This is a genomic window from Xanthomonas sp. LMG 12462 (assembly GCF_009192885.1).
Taxonomy (GTDB): domain Bacteria; phylum Pseudomonadota; class Gammaproteobacteria; order Xanthomonadales; family Xanthomonadaceae; genus Xanthomonas_A; species Xanthomonas_A sontii.
Window position 1 is genome coordinate 28595 of the sequence record NZ_NMPP01000043.1, and the last position, 17506, is coordinate 46100.

General features: G+C 64.5%; 12 protein-coding genes. 1 reads left to right on the forward strand and 11 read right to left on the reverse strand.

Annotation, left to right across the window (positions count from 1 at the left end; all coding sequences use genetic code 11):
• Positions 1 to 59: 59 nt before the first annotated feature.
• Positions 60 to 1631 (reverse strand): ATP-binding protein, encoded by a 1572-nt coding sequence (locus CEK69_RS11260; RefSeq protein WP_152245626.1) that lies wholly within the window; start codon positions 1629 to 1631, stop codon positions 60 to 62.
• An 805-nt stretch (positions 1632 to 2436) separates the two neighbouring features.
• Here CEK69_RS11260 and CEK69_RS11265 point away from each other — a divergent pair.
• Positions 2437 to 5724, forward strand: coding sequence for a hypothetical protein (locus CEK69_RS11265; RefSeq protein ID WP_152245628.1), 3288 nt, complete (start codon positions 2437 to 2439; stop codon positions 5722 to 5724).
• A 599-nt stretch (positions 5725 to 6323) separates the two neighbouring features.
• On the opposite strand, the gene CEK69_RS11270 is transcribed toward CEK69_RS11265, so the two are convergent.
• From CEK69_RS11270 to CEK69_RS11315, 10 genes are all read right to left on the reverse strand, one after another.
• Positions 6324 to 7784, reverse strand: coding sequence for a DNA cytosine methyltransferase (locus CEK69_RS11270; RefSeq protein ID WP_152245630.1), 1461 nt, complete (start codon positions 7782 to 7784; stop codon positions 6324 to 6326).
• Positions 7785 to 8265: 481 nt separating this feature from the next.
• Positions 8266 to 10308: a DNA topoisomerase III gene (locus CEK69_RS11275; protein ID WP_152245632.1), complete on the reverse strand. Its 2043-nt coding sequence runs from the start codon at positions 10306 to 10308 to the stop codon at positions 8266 to 8268.
• Positions 10309 to 10472: 164 nt separating this feature from the next.
• On the reverse strand, positions 10473 to 10859 hold the full coding sequence (locus CEK69_RS11280; RefSeq protein ID WP_148829131.1) for a single-stranded DNA-binding protein: 387 nt from the start codon (positions 10857 to 10859) through the stop codon (positions 10473 to 10475).
• Between the two features lie 88 nt (positions 10860 to 10947).
• Positions 10948 to 11502: a DUF3158 family protein gene (locus CEK69_RS11285; RefSeq protein ID WP_148829132.1), complete on the reverse strand. Its 555-nt coding sequence runs from the start codon at positions 11500 to 11502 to the stop codon at positions 10948 to 10950.
• Positions 11499 to 12341, reverse strand: a complete 843-nt coding sequence (locus CEK69_RS11290) for a PFL_4669 family integrating conjugative element protein (RefSeq protein WP_152245634.1) — start codon at positions 12339 to 12341, stop codon at positions 11499 to 11501. The genes CEK69_RS11285 and CEK69_RS11290 overlap by 4 nt, the downstream gene beginning before the upstream one ends.
• A 323-nt stretch (positions 12342 to 12664) precedes the next feature.
• Positions 12665 to 13909, reverse strand: coding sequence for an STY4528 family pathogenicity island replication protein (locus CEK69_RS11295; protein ID WP_152245636.1), 1245 nt, complete (start codon positions 13907 to 13909; stop codon positions 12665 to 12667).
• 4 nt (positions 13910 to 13913) lie between these two features.
• Positions 13914 to 14474, reverse strand: a complete 561-nt coding sequence (locus CEK69_RS11300) for a DUF2857 domain-containing protein (protein WP_148829135.1) — start codon at positions 14472 to 14474, stop codon at positions 13914 to 13916.
• Entirely contained in the window at positions 14471 to 16090 is a 1620-nt protein-coding gene (locus tag CEK69_RS11305) for a ParB family protein (RefSeq protein WP_152245638.1), read from the reverse strand. Before CEK69_RS11305 ends, CEK69_RS11300 begins: the two co-directional genes overlap by 4 nt.
• A gap of 219 nt (positions 16091 to 16309) precedes the next feature.
• Positions 16310 to 17191 (reverse strand): ParA family protein, encoded by an 882-nt coding sequence (locus CEK69_RS11310; RefSeq protein ID WP_152245640.1) that lies wholly within the window; start codon positions 17189 to 17191, stop codon positions 16310 to 16312.
• Positions 17188 to 17415, reverse strand: coding sequence for an AlpA family transcriptional regulator (locus CEK69_RS11315; protein WP_152245642.1), 228 nt, complete (start codon positions 17413 to 17415; stop codon positions 17188 to 17190). The genes CEK69_RS11310 and CEK69_RS11315 overlap by 4 nt, the downstream gene beginning before the upstream one ends.
• Positions 17416 to 17506 lie beyond the last annotated feature (91 nt).

A 17506-nucleotide genomic window follows, 5' to 3' on the forward strand; every position in this document is an offset into this window, starting at 1 on the left:
CAAAAAAAAGGCCCCGCACCGGAGTGCGGGGCCTGCGTGGCGTGGTTATGGATCGACAGCTAGGAGGAGGTGACCGATGCCAACTTGCCTTCCGCATCGAAGGCGAGCCTCACGCTGGCACCTGCCAGTTTGGCCTGGGCTTTGAAGCGCAGCGCGTCAGGAAGCAAGGCTTCGACCACATGGTGCGGCGACGAGGAACTGCCCACGGCGATGAAGGTCCGGATGGTCTCTTCATCGTTGTCTTCGAGCTCCTCGTCGTAACGATCGTCCACGGTGTAGTCGCTGACCAGGCGCGTGACGCTGCCTGCCTCCGTGGTGACGTACAGCGTGCCATCCTTGCGGAGGGCTGGGACATCGTAGAGCTTGCTGCCTTCGAGAAGCCCGACCTGCAGCGAGTTGACGAGCTCCAGCGCGACCTCCCAGTCGGCCAAGCCTGGATGCTCAACCCGATGCCGTGATGCACCGACGTTGACCGCGATCTGTTCCGCGCTGAGCGGACGTGCCAGACGAAGAAGCCAGTGACCTGCATCCAAGTTGAGTTGTTCCAGCAAATAGGCGTCCGCCGCCTGCAGGTACACCTCAGACAAAAGCACATCGCCATCATCGTCTTCGATCCGCCAGACCCCGGCTTCCGACATGGCCTCTGCGGAAGTCACCCCATCGTCACCGTAATGTTCCCAATACCGGCAAACCCCGGCTGGCTGATCTTTCCAGTTGCGAAACCAGGCACGCGGCACGAAGGGAACATCGTTGAGGAGGTCGGCGTTGGAGGAAATGACGCATGCGTCGGCATACCACTCGGCGAACTCGTGACCGGCGAGTTCGGCCTTCGCGTCCATCAAGGCTTGGCGGTAGGCTTGATTCACAGCCGCCTGGATACGAGGAATATCGCTGGTTTCGTTGAGCAGATGCTGGCGATCAGGGAGCTTGGCGACCATGTCGTCGGGAAGCAGGACCACCTGCTTCGGCGCATGCGAACTTCCTGCTTGGATAGGCAACCCCTGAAGGAAGCATCGCCACTGGTTCGTGGCGCCATGCAAGTCGATCAATACCTTGCCCATGGACGTTTCACGCCATCGAAGATCGGGCTTTGCCAGGGGCCTGGGGACTTCGACATCATTGACGTACACGCTGACCGGGAATGCCTCGCACAGTCGCCGCATTTCCGAGCGCACCCAGTCCGTCAGAAAGACGTGGCGATCTGGTGAGCGTACGCCGTCGAGCTGGATCTGCGTGCCCTGCCAGGTGCCCTCGGCCGAGAGAACCTCGATCGGCTCTCCGGCAAGGATGTCGGCGGTTCGTGCGGAAAAGGTCTTGCCGCGTGACCGCACCGTCAGCCGTTCGGCGAAGTACAGCGTGGCGAGCGCTCCCATGCCGAAGGCGTTCTCACGCTCCCTGATGGACCGCTTCCAGCCTGATTCGGCGATGTGGATGAGCGATTGGAGGTCTTCGATGCCGCTGCCATTGTCGTGGATGGCAAAGCAGTCGTCGGTAACGTAGATCCGGATCTCGCTCGCCTGGGCGCGGCGGGCGTTCTGGAGCAGTTCTCCCAGCATCGAGCGCTGGTTGAAGGCATGCCGCAGGTTGGCGATCAGGCGTTGCTGATTGGTCTGAAGTCGAATGGTGGTCATGGTTGGCTCCTTGGATGGAGTGCGCCTTGGCGCACGCAGGCGCACGCCCGTCCGCTTGCATGAGCGGGCGAACAGGACGTTGGCGGGTAGAGACGAAGTGGGCAGAGTCGCCCGGAGAAGGGTTTGCATCAACGCCCGGGGAAGGGCGTGTGTCCGCAGGATTGATGCAAGGCGGACTGGCGGATCGCGCGGGTGAAGCTCCGCGGCAGCCCAGGGATCCTGGCTGCTGGCAGGGTGCTGGCGACGTCTGCCGTCAGCGGTTCCTACCGTCAGGATCTCTTGCGAGAGCGTCCATATGCATCGGCAATCGGAAACTGGATCTTTCGCAAATCTGGACGTGCCCCTCCTCCGGCATGTGGCCTGCGCGTGCGGGTGGAGGGGGCGTGCCGGACCTTCCTGGCCACGAGGCTGAAGACTTGTGTCGCGGACCGAGCGGCTTTGTGACGTAGTATTGCAGGGCAGACTCTGCTCGCGGTCGCCGCGACGAAGCGCTACTACCTCGTTGAAGCTCAGGAAAGACTAACTGCGCTTAGCCTAGAGCCTTTGCAAATAATGAATCCATTGCTTCAAGCATTTCTACGAAGCTAGCCTGGAGAGACTGATGGCAGAGGCGGGAGGACCGGCCACACAGGCGGGCATAAGATATCAGAGCCAAGTCGCAGCCCTTTATCTCGGACGAATGATCGATCCGCGAGAGCGGCCGCAGCGTGACCAACCAGTCGCGGTCCGCATTGAAGCGCCGTCGAAGGTAGACGACTTTGTAGTTCGATTCGCGGGTGGTTCCCGCCGGTTCTTCCAAGTCAAGTTGTCCTTGCAGGCAAAGGGGACTGCTTGGACGCAACTATGGTCTGCCTTCTATAGCCAGATCGACAGCGACTTCACCCCAGATGATCGCCTTGAGCTTGTTCTTGGGGAGCCGTCCCTGCTCGCTACAAACCTTCGCGGTTTAGCTGAACGCTGCACCGACTCCGACGTTTCTGAGTGGAAGGGCAGGCTGAACGATGATCAACGTGGGGTTCTTTCCTCGATTGAGAGGGTCTTAGCCCGTCCCGTCGAAGACTTGTGGGGGATTTTTCGGTCTCTCGATGTGACCGTGTTGGTTGCCGAACATGTGGAGCGCGACCATGTTCCCCACTGGATGCCGCTTTCATCGGTGCCACCAGCGCGGGTCTTTCGAGCTCTTTTTGAAATCGCGCTGGAGGGCGCCGCTGTACGTGCAAGCTTTGATGGACCGACGCTATACGAGCGCCTGCGTGTTGATGCCGGTATCATGGTTGAAAATCCGTCGAACTGGGGAAGTGATAAGTATCGGGATACGATCTGCTCGCTTTCCACAATTGAAGTTCCAGGTACAAGTTTCAAACAGCCTCCCGGTGCGGCCTACTTGTGGCCTAGATGCGTGGAGTATCGAACTGAACATGCTCCGGATTTTGATGATGACTTCGCTAGCTGGCGGTATCTTGGACGCGTAAATGAAGTAGAGGTGGAGAGTTTTCCAAGTGCTGATTTAAATGCTTTGGTTGTAGTCGCTGGTCCAGGATTTGGAAAGACAACCCTAGTTCATGCGCTGGCGAAAAAGACAGCTTTGGGAGGCCTTCTGCCGGTTGTCCTTTCAATTCCAAAGCTTGCTGATTCTGAACTTCCGATTGCGACATATCTTTCAGAGCGCATAAACAGCGAATTTGGAGTTGGCGTAGATTGGCAAGCGGCAGCAAGAGCAGGTCAGTTGGTACTTTTTCTCGATGGTCTGGACGAGGTTTCAAGCGAAAGACGGGTGCTTTTTTTAGAGCGATTAAAGGTGTACCGTAGTGGACATCCCGGCGTCCCGTGGCTCCTCACTGTTCGCGATGCCAGCGCGCTGGTTCCTCCGGGGGGTGCGAAAGTGGTGGAGATTGCGTCTCTGCGCGATTCGGATCTGCCACGATACGTGGAATTCTACAGACCCGGCGAGCATGCCATCGCGTCGGCATTGCTCACTCGAGTATTCGCGCGTCCCGAGCTTGCGCAAATGGTGCGTATTCCCATCTTCCTTGCTCTGATGCTTGTTCTGCATCTCGAAGAAAAGGACTTGCGCCGAAGCGATCTGCTTGACTCCTATCTCGAGATATTGTTTCGTCCCTCTGAGTACAAGGTCGCACAACTGGATGGGCTAGACACAGAAGCTCTACGGAGAGTTGTCGAGCATGCGGCTTTCGAGGCGCTGGAAACAGACAACATCGGAATCAGTGTCCGGCAGTTTGAGCTACACGTGAAAGCGGTAGATCAGGGGCTACGGACGGACGACGTTCGTGATGCGTTGGTGCGCCGTGGTTTGCTTCGGCGGGATGGCTTAGCCAGATTGAGCTTCCCATTCCCCATCATCCAAGAGTACTTGGCTTCCGGAGAGCTACTCCGGCATCACAGTGATCAACTGGTGCAGCGGCTTTCGATGATCGTGAGGCGGCCATGGGCTCAGGCTGTCCAGTTTGCTCTGGAGCGACATCCGACGCCGACTGCGGTCATCGAAGAAGTTCTTGGACGCCCAGATGACGTATTCCACACGGGTCTCAGGCTTCTCGGAAGATGCCTGTCAAACGGTATGCCTGCGTCTTCTCAGCATCGGTATATGGTAGGTGAACGCCTCGCCGAACTTTGGGGTGGCCTCGCTTGGCGGACGAATTTATTAGTGGATGGGATTATTGTTGACGCATTTTCCAATCCACTGCATCCCTTGGTTCGCGCGAGGTTAAGCGAGCGTAATTTAATTCACCATGGATCTGGGCGAGTGTTGGCAGTGGTTCGCGACTCTGAACTCTCGAAAGAGGTCCTTGAAAAGCTATTGGGGGGGAGGATCGACAGTCTACTTAATTTGGCGGAAATTCAGTCCGAGGTGGATCGCCTGGGATCTATTGCATTCGGAATGTACATCCGCCGCGCCAGGTGTGAGCCAAGATCCGATGCGGAAAATGGCGCAATCTCATGTCTGATCGGCCATTTGCAGAGAGGCAGAGTGCCCATTGAAGACGCATTGTCCGCAGCGAATGACGCGACTCTGGCGCTTGAGGTTCGCTTGGCAGCAAGGACGCACGCAGCGGTGCCGCTGGATTACTTTTCAGAGAACCTCATCCGGCAAGCGCTTGCTAAGTCTGGGTTTTTCAGCTATCACGCCGCGGCGCTCGCGATGGGAAATCCTGCTGTGGACGTGCGGTCAATTTTGCGTCTAGTTAAAGAGCCATCAGTTCTGGCGGAAAATGCTCCGCGAGTGCTTTCGCATCTCATTGAATACTGGTTTGCAGCCGGCCTGGGCGAACGCGTGTCGGAACTATTAACCACAAAAGGCGCAGCTCCGTGGATGCAGGTGCTTGCTTTGCAGCATGCTGTGACCAAGGGACAGGTGGGTGCATTCGATGAGTTGCTTTCTCGAATGCCGACTATGTCGATTGAAACCATGGCGGATACCATTGTTCTTTTAGGGCACGTGCCCAGCCGCTCAAAAGCGCAGGCTTTGGTGGCTTTTTTGAGTGGTCGTGACTGGAGTGCTGAAGAACGCCTTCGCCTCGCAAGCTCGCTAATAACTGGTCTGATGTGGCGAGTTCATAGGCCCGGCGGCGCTAGTGCGATAGATCCGATTCCTCGTCATCCAGGGCGAACTGCATCGGTCTCGCTTTTAAAAGATTGGATTTTTCGAACCGACTATGAGCCGTGGGACCATCTTCGGTTGGTCGTTAGCGGAGTCGAAATAGGGATTCCGGACGCTATTGATCTACTGCGTGCCGCCCTGGAGAAGGCCATGGTAGCGCCGACCACAGAGAGGCTCAACGATGAGTCGGCCGCTGGCCGAGCATTGGAGACATTGCAAGCGCATGGTGTAGGAGCCTCCGTGGAGGAGCTGGAGTTGATTGCAGCGACGGCTACGTACAACCTTTGTAATAGCGCCGTCGGGCTGATAGCAAGAGCCGGATCAATGTCTGCGGTTGATGCATTGCTTCGCCTTTACGGCCGGGTTGCGTCTGATGCGCAGAAAGCTCTGCTTGAGGCTCTGGAACCCTTAGCTGGAAGAATGGGGCTGCGTATCACCATGACTGGCGGCAACCTGGTATCCACGCCTTTGTAAAGGTGTGCGCCTCGGCGCACCGCGCTTCATGGCGGTGCCTCCTGGAGATGCTTCAACTGCGCAGTTCCGCAGTATCCTCTTGCCGCGCTCACCCCCGAGTCTTCCGCGCCAGCCGCTTCTCCTCGCGGCGGTGACTTGGTTCCGGGAGCCGTCGTCGCTCACCGGTCTCCAGTTCGCGCACAACACGCCCAACGCTCCACCGAACGCATCGCTGATCCCTGTGAGCGGAAGTAGGCATGTGGGTAGCTGGCGGTCCTTTCGTTGTGCCGATTGACGTTCGCAATCCAGCGCCCGTCAGGAAACACCGTCTTGCTCACGCTCGCGACAATGGCGTGCTGACACAGCAGCCAGGTCTTGCCCCACCGGTCGTTGTCCCACGCAAAGTGTTCGGGTAGCGGCATGTGACCATGCTATCGGCCGGCGTCTCATACGAGGAGACGCCGCCTGAGTCGTTGGGTTGCCGGATCGGCGCTGCTCAAAGCGCCCCTCGGGTCAAGCGGCCAATGGCCCCGGGTCGGTAGCGCCATCCTCGCGCCCCGGCCCTGGCCTGCACCATCGGGAACCTGCCCGGCGCAGAGTCGGGGTTTTCTGACGATGCGTCAGGGTGCTCCAGACAGGGCGCGCTGCAGCCTCGCTCCGATCCAGGCGACGCACGGTACGGCCATCGAATTCCCGATGGCTTTGTAGCGCGGTCCATCCGCTGCGGGCTTGCCGCGGTAGGGCACCAGTGTGTGGTCATCCGGCATGCCCTGCAGCCGCTCGCATTCGCGCGGCATGAGCCGTCGCACGCGCCAACGCAGCCCCCAACTGCCAGTGCCGGACGGCTCGCAGACGAAGTGGTCCTCGTGGCTCGCTGCCTGCAGCAGCATGGGGTACCCCTGGCCGGGCTTTCCGCCGCCGGTGGACAGCGTGCCGGCGACCTGCCCGTGGCCGCCCTCCCAGCGCAGCTCGTCCCGGGAGTTCTGCGCGAAAGCGATCGCCGGGACAATCCCGCCGTTCGCGTGGCTGGATCGGTGACTTCCAGCGCGCAACGTCGGGCATTGCCCGCTCAGCGCGTCGGCACCGCTCCCCTGTGCCATGAAAGCGATGATGGGCACGCCCTTGCCCGTGCCGTCCTCGCCACACCCTTTGCCCCCGTTCGCGGTGTCCAGGGTGTGGCTGATCGCGCCGGCCACCGACTGTACGAGGACGGTCTCGGTGGAGAGATCGAACCGTGGAGGCGCGCCCATCAGGCAGGCCGCAAGCTCGGTCGGCCCCTGGCCGTTGCCGAATCCTATAGAGACACGAACCGCGCCATACGGCGAGTTCAGTCGGGATGTTCCGCCTGCTGTTGCAGCGCAAGTTCCAACAGCGGGGGAAGCGCCTTCCCGCGGCGCGCTGCCCGGCGCAGGATGCCGCAGCAGGCCTTCTCGCTCAAAAAGTACCTCGGCGGGATCGAGGTCGCTTCGACCACTTGCCACAAGAAACACGCGCTTGCGGCGCTGGGCGAGGCCGAAGTATTGGGCGTCGAGCACGCGCCAGGCGATGCGGCGCCGGGGGCCAGACACACAACCAGCGTGCGTCCACCGCTTCCCTGGCGGTTGGAGAGCACGGCCTTCGCCGGCCAGTGCGCCCAGCAGGCAGCCGAAGGCATTGCCCCGGTCGCTGAGCACGCCGGGAACGTTCTCCCAGACGACCGTCGCGGGCGGAAGGTGGGCGCGGGAACGGACTTGGTCGATGGCATTGGCGATCTCCACATAGGCAAGGGTGAGCGCACCGCGCGGATCGGCAAGCCCCTGGCGGGCTCCCGCAGTGCTGAACGACTGGCACGGCGTGCCGCCGACCAGGACGGCGGGTGCGGCGACCTCGCGCACGCGGATGCGGCGCGCCAGCAATGTCATGTCGCCGAGGTTGGGTACATGCGGGAAGCGATGCGCGAGAACGGCGCTCGCGAAGGCATCCGTCTCGGCAAACCATGCCGGTCTGAGGCCGAGCGGCTCCCACGCGAGGCTGACGGCTTCGATGCCGCTGCAGACGCTGCCGTAATCGATGGCCTCGGTGTCGGGGTGCGTGGGTTTCATGGGGTTCTCCTGTGCGTTGGGGGGGGCGGCAGGAGGAAGGCGCCGAAGACCGCGGGGGTCTCCGGCTGGCGAGGAAGTGGCCACCCGTGGAACGCATCGCACGCAGGTCGGCGTAAGAACCCCGTGCAGCGCAGATCACCCGGCCCGTGTCGTGGCTGGAGCCGAAATTCCTTGGCACGCATCCGCGCACAAAGGGAGCCCGTTGTTGCGCCGGTGGGCGCCGGCAAGGACTGCCGTTGACCCGACGGGTCTCCGGGCGGCCCGCGCGGTGCGCAGGGCGCCGGGAGACCCGTCGGCAACGGAAACACGCGATCAGTACGGGGCCGCGGCAGCGGCGTGCGGACGAATGGGCCTTCCGCCGGCGGGCATGGCCCTGCCGGCGGGCACGCATCGCAGAAGGCGGTGCATGCTGGGGGCCTCGCGGGGCGCGAGGCGGCCGCACCTGCGGTGCGGTCGGGGTGTTGAGGAAGGGGCGCAGAGACTAGTGGGGCTTGCGCGCGGCGCGCGACTTGCGCGGCCCGTTGCGTCGGCCTGCTTCGGCGGAATCTATCGCGACGGTGCCCTTGCAGTCAGGATAGCGGGAGCAGGACCAGAAGGCTCCGGTTTTGCCGGTGCGCTGGCGCGTTGCGGCACCGCACAGCGGGCATGGCGGACCCGCGGGAATGCGGATCGCGAGGGTCGCTTCCCGATGCTGTTCGACCAGCTGCGACACCCATGCCGCCTGCTTCGAGACGAACGATTCGAGGTCCATCTTGCGCGCCTCGATCATGTGCAGCGCCTGCTCCCAGATTGCCGTGGTGCCGGGGTCCGCGATCGCAGAGGGAACTGCGTCGATGAGCGTCATCGCGGTCTCAGATGCGCGGACCGCGCGGCCCTTGCGCACGAGGAACCCGCGCGCGAGCAGCCCGCTGATGATGTTCGCGCGCGTCGCCTCCGTTCCGATGCCGGTCGTCTCCCTGAGCGTTTGCTTCAGGCGCTGATCGGTGACGAGCTTGGCGACGGTCTTCATCGCCTTGACGAGCTCGCCCTGGGTGTAGGGGGGCGGAGCCTTGGTGTGCAGCGACTTCAGATCGAGCGACCTGACCTGGCAGGCCATGCCTTCCCGCAGCGCCGGAAGCGCCTGGTCGCGCGGAGCTTCGCTGTCCGTCTCGGCTTCGGGAGCCTCCGTCACTGCACCGGGGAGTGATGGGGCCGAGAACGCCAGCTTCCAGCCCGCGTCGATGACCTGCTTTCCGGGCGCCTGCAGCGCTTGTCCGCCGCATGCAAGGCGCACCGTCGTCCGGTCGTACGCGTGATGGGGAAGGAACTGGGCCAGGTAGTGGGCGCGGATGAGCCGGTACACGGCCATCTCCTTCTCGGACATCGCCGACAGGTTGGCGGGCTCCAGCGTCGGGATGATGGCGTGGTGGGCCGCGATCTTGGCGTCGTTCCAGGCGCGGGAACGCTGGCCCACGTCGAGGCATTGGATGAGCGGCTGCAGCGCCGGGTCCGTCTTCAACAGGCTCTGGATGACCGTGGGAACCTCGGCGAGCATGTTCTCTGGCAGATAGCCCGCGTCGGTACGCGGATACGTCGTCGCCTTGTGTGTCTCGTACAAGGCCTGGGCGATGTCGAGCGTCTCCTGCACGTCGAGGCCGAGACGCCGTGAACATACTTCCTGCAGCGTGCTCAGGTCGAAGGGAAGCGGAGGGCCTTCCTGCACACGCTCGGTATCGATGCCCGTGACCTGCGCATGCCCGGCCGTGCGGATGGCAGCGGCCGCATGTTGAGCCGCACTCTGCTGCACGCACCGGCCTGCATCGTCCGCGACGGCTGCAGGTGGAGCCCAGTGCGCGGAGAATGCCTGTTCACCCACCGAGAGCGAGACCTCGATGGACCAGAACGGGACCGGAACGAATGCTGCGATCTCCCGATCGCGGTCAACGACCAGCTTGAGGGTGGGCGTCTGCACGCGGCCCACCGAAAGCACGCCGTCGAAGCCGGCCTTGCGCCCCAGCAGCGTGAAAAGGCGCGTGAGATTGATGCCGACGAGCCAGTCCGCATGGGAGCGCGCGAGAGCGCAGTGGTACAGCGGAAGCGTCTCGTGCGATGCCCGCAGGGAGCCCAGCGCTTTGCGGATCGACGCATCGTTGAGCGCGGAGAGCCATAGCCGTTGTATGGGGCCGCGGTATCCGCAGTACTCGACCAACTCGCGGGCGATCATCTCGCCCTCGCGATCGGCGTCCGTGGCAATGATGAGTTCGGACGCCTGTGCCAGCAGGCGCTGGACGACCTTAAACTGCGAAGCGGTGTCGGCTTTGACCACCCACCGCCACTGCTGTGGAACGATCGGCAGCGTCTCCAGCGACCAGCGCTGATAGTGCTCGCCGTAGGCCTCCGGGGGCGCAGCCTCAATCAGGTGGCCGATGCCCCAGGTGACCTTGATGCCCGGCCCGGCCAGGCAGCCCGCTTCGCGCTGGTGTGCGCCCAGGACCCTGGCGATGTCCTTGCCTTGGGACGGCTTCTCGCACAGAACCACGCGCATGAGAGAGGCCCTCCGGGAAAATGCATGACGGTCATCGAATGGCCGTCAGCATCGCGGGCCCGCTGGGCTGGCGCAGCGAACAAGGCGCGCGCCGCACGCTCCGGGTTGCTGGGTGCCGGAGCGCCGCCTGTGGCGCCATCGCGGGTGAAGGCGCCCAGCGATGGCTATTCGTCACCGGCACCGGGCTTGGGGCTGAGCTCAATCGAATCCAGCCGGTACGGCAGGATGGCGACGCTGCGGGCGTCCACCTTGTATGTCGTGCGCGGCTGGCCTTCCTCGTCCGTCCATGCGTCGCGAATCATGCGTCCACGCACGACGACCCGCATTCCTTTGGCGAACAGCCTTGCCCAGTGCTCCGCGTCGCGGTGCCACCAGTCCACAGGCGCCCAGAAGCCTCCGCGATCTTCGTAGGCGCCATCCTTGCCGGGCGTAGGATTGTCGAAGTACACATTGAGCCGCAGCACGCGCCGCGGCTCATCGTTGCCGTTCGGATACTCGTCGAATTTCGGGGGTGAGCCGATGTTGCCTTCGCCATGGAAATGGGTGCTCATGGTCTTCTCCGTCGTGGTGGTGGGAAATGCGCCAGCGAACGTCAGCGCAGGTGGGTTGGATCGAGCCAGAGGGATGCCCGTTGCCGCGTCACGGCGTCGGGTGGCCGCCGCGCTGGCAGCCCTCAGATCTCGGTGTGCTCCGGCGCAGGTAGACGGCCTCGGCGCTGGCAATCTTGCTGGCGCAGTCCATTGCCTGCCGCCCCAGGGTGTGCAGCAGGCTCACTTGCATGTTGAGCACCACCCGCTGCACCTCCATGGCGTGCAGATCGTCGATCAAGCCTTCCGGCGTCGCGGTGCTGGCCATCATCTGTTCCCACAGCGCCACACCCATCGCGGAGCGGTCGTGCCTGCGCCAGCGCAGGAAGTTCGTCCCTGCGCCAGTGGCCTGCTGGGCCAGATGGACGGGCAGCAGCAGATAGGGGTACTGGTTCGCCTGCGCCAGCACGCGCCGCTGCGCCATGGCCGTGAGCGCGTCACGCAGCGCATGGCATTCGCTGGCCCAGGCCTCCAGAGGCCCCTTACCTTTAAAAGGCTGTAAAAGGCCTTTTAGAGAGGCCGCCTGTCGCAGTCCGCGAAAGTCCGCCTGTTCCAGCGGTGCGAAGCGCCGCGAGCCGCCACTGGCGCAGGAAGTCGGCTCCGTCATGGCGCAGTGCCTTCGCCTTCGTGACCCTCGTCGCCGTCGGGTTCCCCGGCCGAGCTGTCATGGCTCGTGGCATCCTTGCTCTCCGGCGCTGCGGCATCACCGGGCTCGGCGGATGCGATGTCGTCGGCCGCCGCAATGGTCGTGCGGGCCAAGCCGGAACGTCGGACGATGGGCGGCGCGTAGCGAGAGCGGCGGGTTCCTTCGAGCACATCCTGCGGCAGTTCGCCGTACTTCTCCACGGCGGCCCGGGCTGCGGCGTTCTTGGCGGCGAAGTCGTCCCGGGTGCAGCCGGAATAACGGTACTGCTGCGCCAGGGAGAACAGGCTTCGCAGCGCATGGGCTCCTTCGTTGAGCCAGCGCTCCAGCGTGGAGCGATCGATGAGAGCGGTGTGGTGGGCAAGGATGAGCTTGCGCGCCAGTTCGTCGTAGTCGGCCAGGAGGTACACGGCCATGAAGCCCAGCTGCGCATTGACGAACAGAGGCAGACGGATCGGCTGCACGTTGAGGTTCTCGCCCAGCGACAGCGCGGCCGGTACGCCGGTGAGTGCGCGGTCCACCTGCTCGCGCAACTGCCGCAGGGCGATGTCGGTCTGCGACAGCTTCTCCTCGATGCGCAGCATCCACCAGTCCGAGTACGGATCGTCCTGCTCTGCGCCGCGCTTCATCTTGTTCATCACGGCGATGTAGCCATTGAGCCCGACGATGCCGGCCCGGCCTTCCGCCGGTGCGCGGCCATGCCAAATCCGGGATGCGTGGTGGGTGTGCAGCGTCAGCGACATCGCGCTGCGCAGCGACCCGAGGTTGAGCTGCAGGGCAGGGGTGTTGGGGGTTTCAGCCATGGATGACTCGCGATGGATGTACGAGCCGCTAGCGTCGCCGCGGGCCGGGAAGGCTGTCCGTCAACAACCCGCAGCCCGGAGCCGCCTGATTCGATCTCGGCAGGTGTGGTGGATAGACGGAGCGGGTTGCGCGATCCAGCGAGGACCGCGGTGCGCAGCCCTTGTCCCCGCCGCTATACCCGGGGTATAGCTCGAAGCGGGACGACCCTGTTCGCGCTGTAGAAGGCCGTGCGCCTGTTGTGGCGCATCGGCGGTGCGGTCGTCACTGCGCCGCTTCTATACCCAGGGTATAGCGCTGCAGTTGCCCATCGCGCTCCATCGGCTCAGCCACCGTGCAGGATGGCGCGCAGCCGCTCCAGGTGTGCCCGCGCCACCTCCGGGCTCGCTGGCTTCGGTGCCGGGGCGGGCGGTGGTGGGGACGGACGGGGCGGCGGCGGTGGCTGTGGAATGTCCGGCGCGGGAGACTTGGCGACGCCGGCTCCGGCCCAGGCTTTGAACTCCCCGCGCATCGCGCGCTGGATGAGCCCGAAGAGATAGCCCGCCGGATTGCGCACCGTACTGTCGCGACATCGCGCGACCCATTCATCCATCACGGCCTGGCGCTGCTCCATCGCTACCTGCCGCAGGGCGACCAGCGCGCCCGATTGCTGCTCGTTCTTCAAGCTGAGGAACTCCGCCGGCAGCAGCAGGCCGTCCATCGCGCGCTCGCGCCCGCGCAGTACAGTACGTTCTCCTATACGAAAACTACCAGTACGGGCCTCCTTCGGATTCCGAAGAGAGCGGTCCGGCGCGGGTTTCCGGCCTGATTCGGATTCCGAAGATGGAGGCACGGGAATCCGAAGCAGGCTCGCCGGACCTCCTTCGGAATCGCCAGTGTGCGCATCCTGTGGGTAACTTTCTCCCTGCGTCTGCGGCTTCTGCGCACCATCGGCCAACTGCGCCGTAAGCACCTGCAGGCGAGTGGGCAGAACGCCGCCGCGCAACATGGGGTCGTCAGCAACCTCCTGCAGCACATGCTGTCCCACGGATTGCACGGCTTTGCTCGCATGGGTCAACGCCTGGCTGACCAGCCCGAGGTAATCGGCATCCAGTTGCATCGCTTCAAAAGGGGTGAGCGGCGCGTCGTGCAGAACGTAGAGGTTGCCCATGATCCGGCCGCTGCGCGGGTCGCGGCGCCGGCGCACGAGGCTGAGCCAGCGCGTCAGCCTCAGCAGCGTGAGGGCGCGCGCGACGGTCTCCGTGGACGCCACGGGACCCCAGGGCATGACAGCGAGCAGGGGGCGCAACTGATCGTAGGTGGGCAGTGCCGTCAGGCCGTCCACGTTCAACTGCATCCGGATGACCTGCCATGCATTGCGTTCGAGCGGCGTCAGCCGCCGGTCCAGGAACAACCCCCGCGGCACGGTCTCGTGGCGATTGCCGCTGAACAGAAAGCCATCCTGCGTCCCGGGTTTGCCCGCCGGTGTTGCCGTGGGTGAGTAGGCCGGCTGCGCCTGTTCGCAGGCCGCGTCGAGCACGTCCGACAGCGAACGGGGGCCGGGCGGCCGCGGCTTCCCGGGCGCTGCCATGGGCTTAGACCAGACCTTGCGCGATCCAGCCCTGTATCGCGGCCCACACCACGGACAGCGGGATGCTCATTTCCTCGGCCAGGTCCATCGCGACGTCCAGCATCGCGAGGTCGTCGTGCAGATCGATGCCCCGCTCACGGATCGCAGGCTTCCACTTGCCCCACAGCTCCGCATCCTGTGCTTCGCTCAGCACGGGGTGTCGCCCCTTGCGCTTGGGCAGCGCCAGGATCTCGCGCCGCAGCGCCACTTCCTGGTGCGAAAGGCCGAAGAACGTGCTGACCATCTCCGTGCTGGCGCCCAGGCGCAACATGCGGTCCACGGTAGAAATCTCGCGCTCCACATCCTGGGTCTGTCCGAGCAGCCGGCGCACAACCTCGGGGTTCACCGTCACCGAACACCAGGACACCGAGGCGTTGAGTAACACGCTCACCAGATCGGGGCGCTTGAGGGCCGCGAGCTCCGCATCGCCGAAGCCCATCGACCGGGCGCGGCGCAATTGCCCGTTGCGCAGGTCATGCAGCGCTTGCGCGATCACGGCCTGGTTCAGCGGGTGGGGCGCGGTCATGGCATCGCCCCGGCGCCAGGCTGGAGGTCCGATAGCCGTCGGGCGAGGCGGATCAGCCGGAACAGCTTCACGAGCCCGCTGTCGCTGAGGCGGGCGATGGCTTCGTTGCCGCGCAATAGCAGGCCCAGCGCATCGGATAGCGGCTCCGGCGCTGACGGCACGCCGGACAGCGCTTGCAGAATCGCAAGCATGGCCCTGGCGAACGGGTTGTCGGCTGGCGAGTGGATGGTTGGCGCTGCGCACGTATAGCCAATGCCCCGCTCCGAACCCTCCACACTGTCGGCCACGCCGCCTTCGGCGGCAATTTCCCGCGCGAATTGGGCGATATGCACGCGCAACCGGTCCGGCGTATCAAGGCCCGGGTCGATGTGCCATAGGTCGGTGATGGGGTAGAGGCCTCCCGCCTGCACCGGGATGGCATGCACAACGTTGTCGGCGAAAGAGCGCGCAGGCTCGCCGTGGTGGTCCGCGACCAGCTTCTGGATCGACTGCAGGCGCTCCGTCGTGGGAGCGGGCGATGCCGTGCGCTCGTCCGTGGGGTTCGATGCGGGCCGCGTCCATTCGTCTGCGGCCGTTGCGGTCGTTTCGCGTGGAACGCTGATAGGGTCGGCAGGCAGGGCAGGGGCGTCGCCGGTCGCGGTCCCAGAGGATGGCGGCCGAGGCAGTGGCTCGTGCGTTGCGTCCCGAGGCGACGAGGCCACCGGTGGGGCGGACGGGGCACTGAGCAGCACCCGCTGCCGGCCCTCTAGCCCGGCGATGTCCAGCGCGAGCACATCGTAGTCAGCACCCAGCACCTGCGACATCTGCCCGATCAGTTCGTCACGTACCCGGTCGAAAGAGAACTCATCCGGCGCACCATCGAATCCTGAAAGGACGTCCTGAAAGAGATCGGCGAACGCGATCGCATCGGCGGATGTTCGCTGCGCCCAGACCTGCTCGGCACCGCGCCGCAGCAGCGACAGTCGCTCTACCTGGTGCCGGCCCATTCCCGCGTAGAGCACCGACGGGATCGCGGGCAGCAGGTACTGCACGGCGTCGCGCATGCGGCTGATGTGGGGTTGCGGCACGGGGTAGCCGTCCGCTGCCAGCCGACGTGCCAGCTCCATTTGGCTGATGGGTTTGCCGCCGTTCTCGCTCTCGTACAGTTCCCGGGCCTTCTCCACGCCCAGGGCTCGTTCGATGAATGTCAGCTTCCCATGGAGCTCCCCCTCCGCCAAGTGCCCTGTCAGCGCGATGATTTCCCCCCGCTGGGGCCACGGGCGGAACAGGCAGGGAATGCGGAAGAACCGCTCGTCCTTCGTTTCTGCCCACAGTTCGCGAAGGATTGCGAGGCGCGTGTTGCCGCCGTTGCGGATCATGTAGTGGGCCGCACCCGGCCGCCGCGTGATGGCGGGCGCGGCGTCCAGGCCACGCTCGCGGATCGACGCCTTGATCTCTGGGTACAGCGGGTTGACGGTCACCCGAGGATTGAGGTCGTAGGGCCGCAACTGGTCCAGTGTGACCACCATCGGCGTGTCCGCGATCGGGTCGGTAAGGGCTTGTGCGGAGGGACCGCTGCGCTCGAAGGTCTCCGAGAGCAGCTGGCTCGCGATGTCGTGTGGGCCTGCCTGTGTCATCGCCGCACCTGTCCGACCTTGGTGCGACGCCCATCATCGGCCCCGGCATGTCCCGTTGCAGTGCTCCCACTGCGGAGCGCTTTGGGCGCACCCAGGTGGATCGGAGGCAGGCTCGGTTTGCACAGTCGCTTCAGGCGGCCGTTCGAGAAGACCGGCACCCAGCGGTCCGCCCGCGCGAACGCGATCAGGCGCAGCAACGCCGCACTCGCAAGCCGGCGGTCACGTGGCGCTGGCATGGCTTCGTCCCGTGACATGATCGAACCGGTCGCGCCACATCGGGAACAGCTCTCCCGCGAGCGCGCGCTGGCTCTCCAGCGCCGCCGGAGCTAGCCGGCCGCGCGGGCGGCGTGGCTCCACGCGGTGGACGGGCAGCCGGCGCAGGGCCGCCGCGGGATAGGCCTCGATGGCCGGGATCGTCGTCTCCAGGACGTGTATCCCGGACGCCTGCTGCGACATCCCGCGCAGCGCATGCTGTATCTGCCGCCCGTTGACCGACATTGTGCGCGCCCGGTTGATGAGCAGGCGCAGCGGAGGTGGCTCGATGCCGAGGTGGCGATAGGGCGCGATGTCGTCCATCAGGCTGAGGGTGCCGCGGCGCAACTCCCGCGCGGCCAGAATCTCCGGGGTGACCGGCGACAGCGAGAAGTCCGACGCCAGGATAGCCATCTCCAACGTGACGCAGCGCGCTCCCTGTGTATCGATCAGCACCACGTCATACCGGCTCTGGAACATGCCCAGCAGGTTGCGCAGCCGCAGCCTGCCGTCCGCGGCATGCAGCAGCAGGGTACCCAACTGGCCTTTCCCATCGTTGGACAGCAGAAGATCAAGTCCGCTTATCGCGGTGGAGGAAATCAGTTGCCCGGGATCCTGCTCGTTGAAGGCGAGCAGTTCGTAGATTCCGCCAGGTGCGCGGCGGTCGAGGGGGAAGTAGCTCGACAGCGTGGGCTGTATGTCCAGATCGAGCAGCAGCACGCGCATGCCGGCGTCCGCAAGGAAGCCCCCGAGGTTGGCGGCCGTGGTCGTCTTGCCGACACCGCCCTTGGTGGAAACGATGGAGACCACCAGTGGTGCTGGCGTGCCGCGGGCGGTGGGCGCGCTCATGCACGCTCCCGCTGGGCCAGCCACTGATCGATCTCGTCCTCGTACCAGCCGACCGCGCGCACGCCCAGCCGCACACGCTGCGGGAACTTCTTCTCCTTCATGAGGCTGTAGATGTGCGCGCGCTTGAAGCCGGTACGCTGCTCGACCAAGGGCCGCCGCAGGACGCGTCGGCTGGTCGGCGCATCGTCCACCTGGCTGGTGGTCTGGCTGGTTGCTGACGACATGGTGGTCATTCCTGACGCTCGCTGGCGTTGTGTGGAAGCCAGCAGTTGATCGCGGTTCGCTCGGGGCGCGCACTGCAAATGCGGTATGCGC

Coding starts and splice junctions, on each gene's coding strand:
- CEK69_RS11310 (WP_152245640.1), bottom strand. CDS start 17,191: ATGAGCGCGCCCACCGCCCGCGGCACGCCAGCACCACTGGTGGTCTCC.
- CEK69_RS11305 (WP_152245638.1), bottom strand. CDS start 16,090: ATGACACAGGCAGGCCCACACGACATCGCGAGCCAGCTGCTCTCGGAG.
- CEK69_RS11315 (WP_152245642.1), bottom strand. CDS start 17,415: ATGTCGTCAGCAACCAGCCAGACCACCAGCCAGGTGGACGATGCGCCG.
- CEK69_RS11295 (WP_152245636.1), bottom strand. CDS start 13,909: ATGGCAGCGCCCGGGAAGCCGCGGCCGCCCGGCCCCCGTTCGCTGTCG.
- CEK69_RS11290 (WP_152245634.1), bottom strand. CDS start 12,341: ATGGCTGAAACCCCCAACACCCCTGCCCTGCAGCTCAACCTCGGGTCG.
- CEK69_RS11300 (WP_148829135.1), bottom strand. CDS start 14,474: ATGACCGCGCCCCACCCGCTGAACCAGGCCGTGATCGCGCAAGCGCTG.
- CEK69_RS11285 (WP_148829132.1), bottom strand. CDS start 11,502: ATGACGGAGCCGACTTCCTGCGCCAGTGGCGGCTCGCGGCGCTTCGCA.
- CEK69_RS11275 (WP_152245632.1), bottom strand. CDS start 10,308: ATGCGCGTGGTTCTGTGCGAGAAGCCGTCCCAAGGCAAGGACATCGCC.
- CEK69_RS11260 (WP_152245626.1), bottom strand. CDS start 1,631: ATGACCACCATTCGACTTCAGACCAATCAGCAACGCCTGATCGCCAAC.
- CEK69_RS11280 (WP_148829131.1), bottom strand. CDS start 10,859: ATGAGCACCCATTTCCATGGCGAAGGCAACATCGGCTCACCCCCGAAA.
- CEK69_RS11270 (WP_152245630.1), bottom strand. CDS start 7,784: ATGAAACCCACGCACCCCGACACCGAGGCCATCGATTACGGCAGCGTC.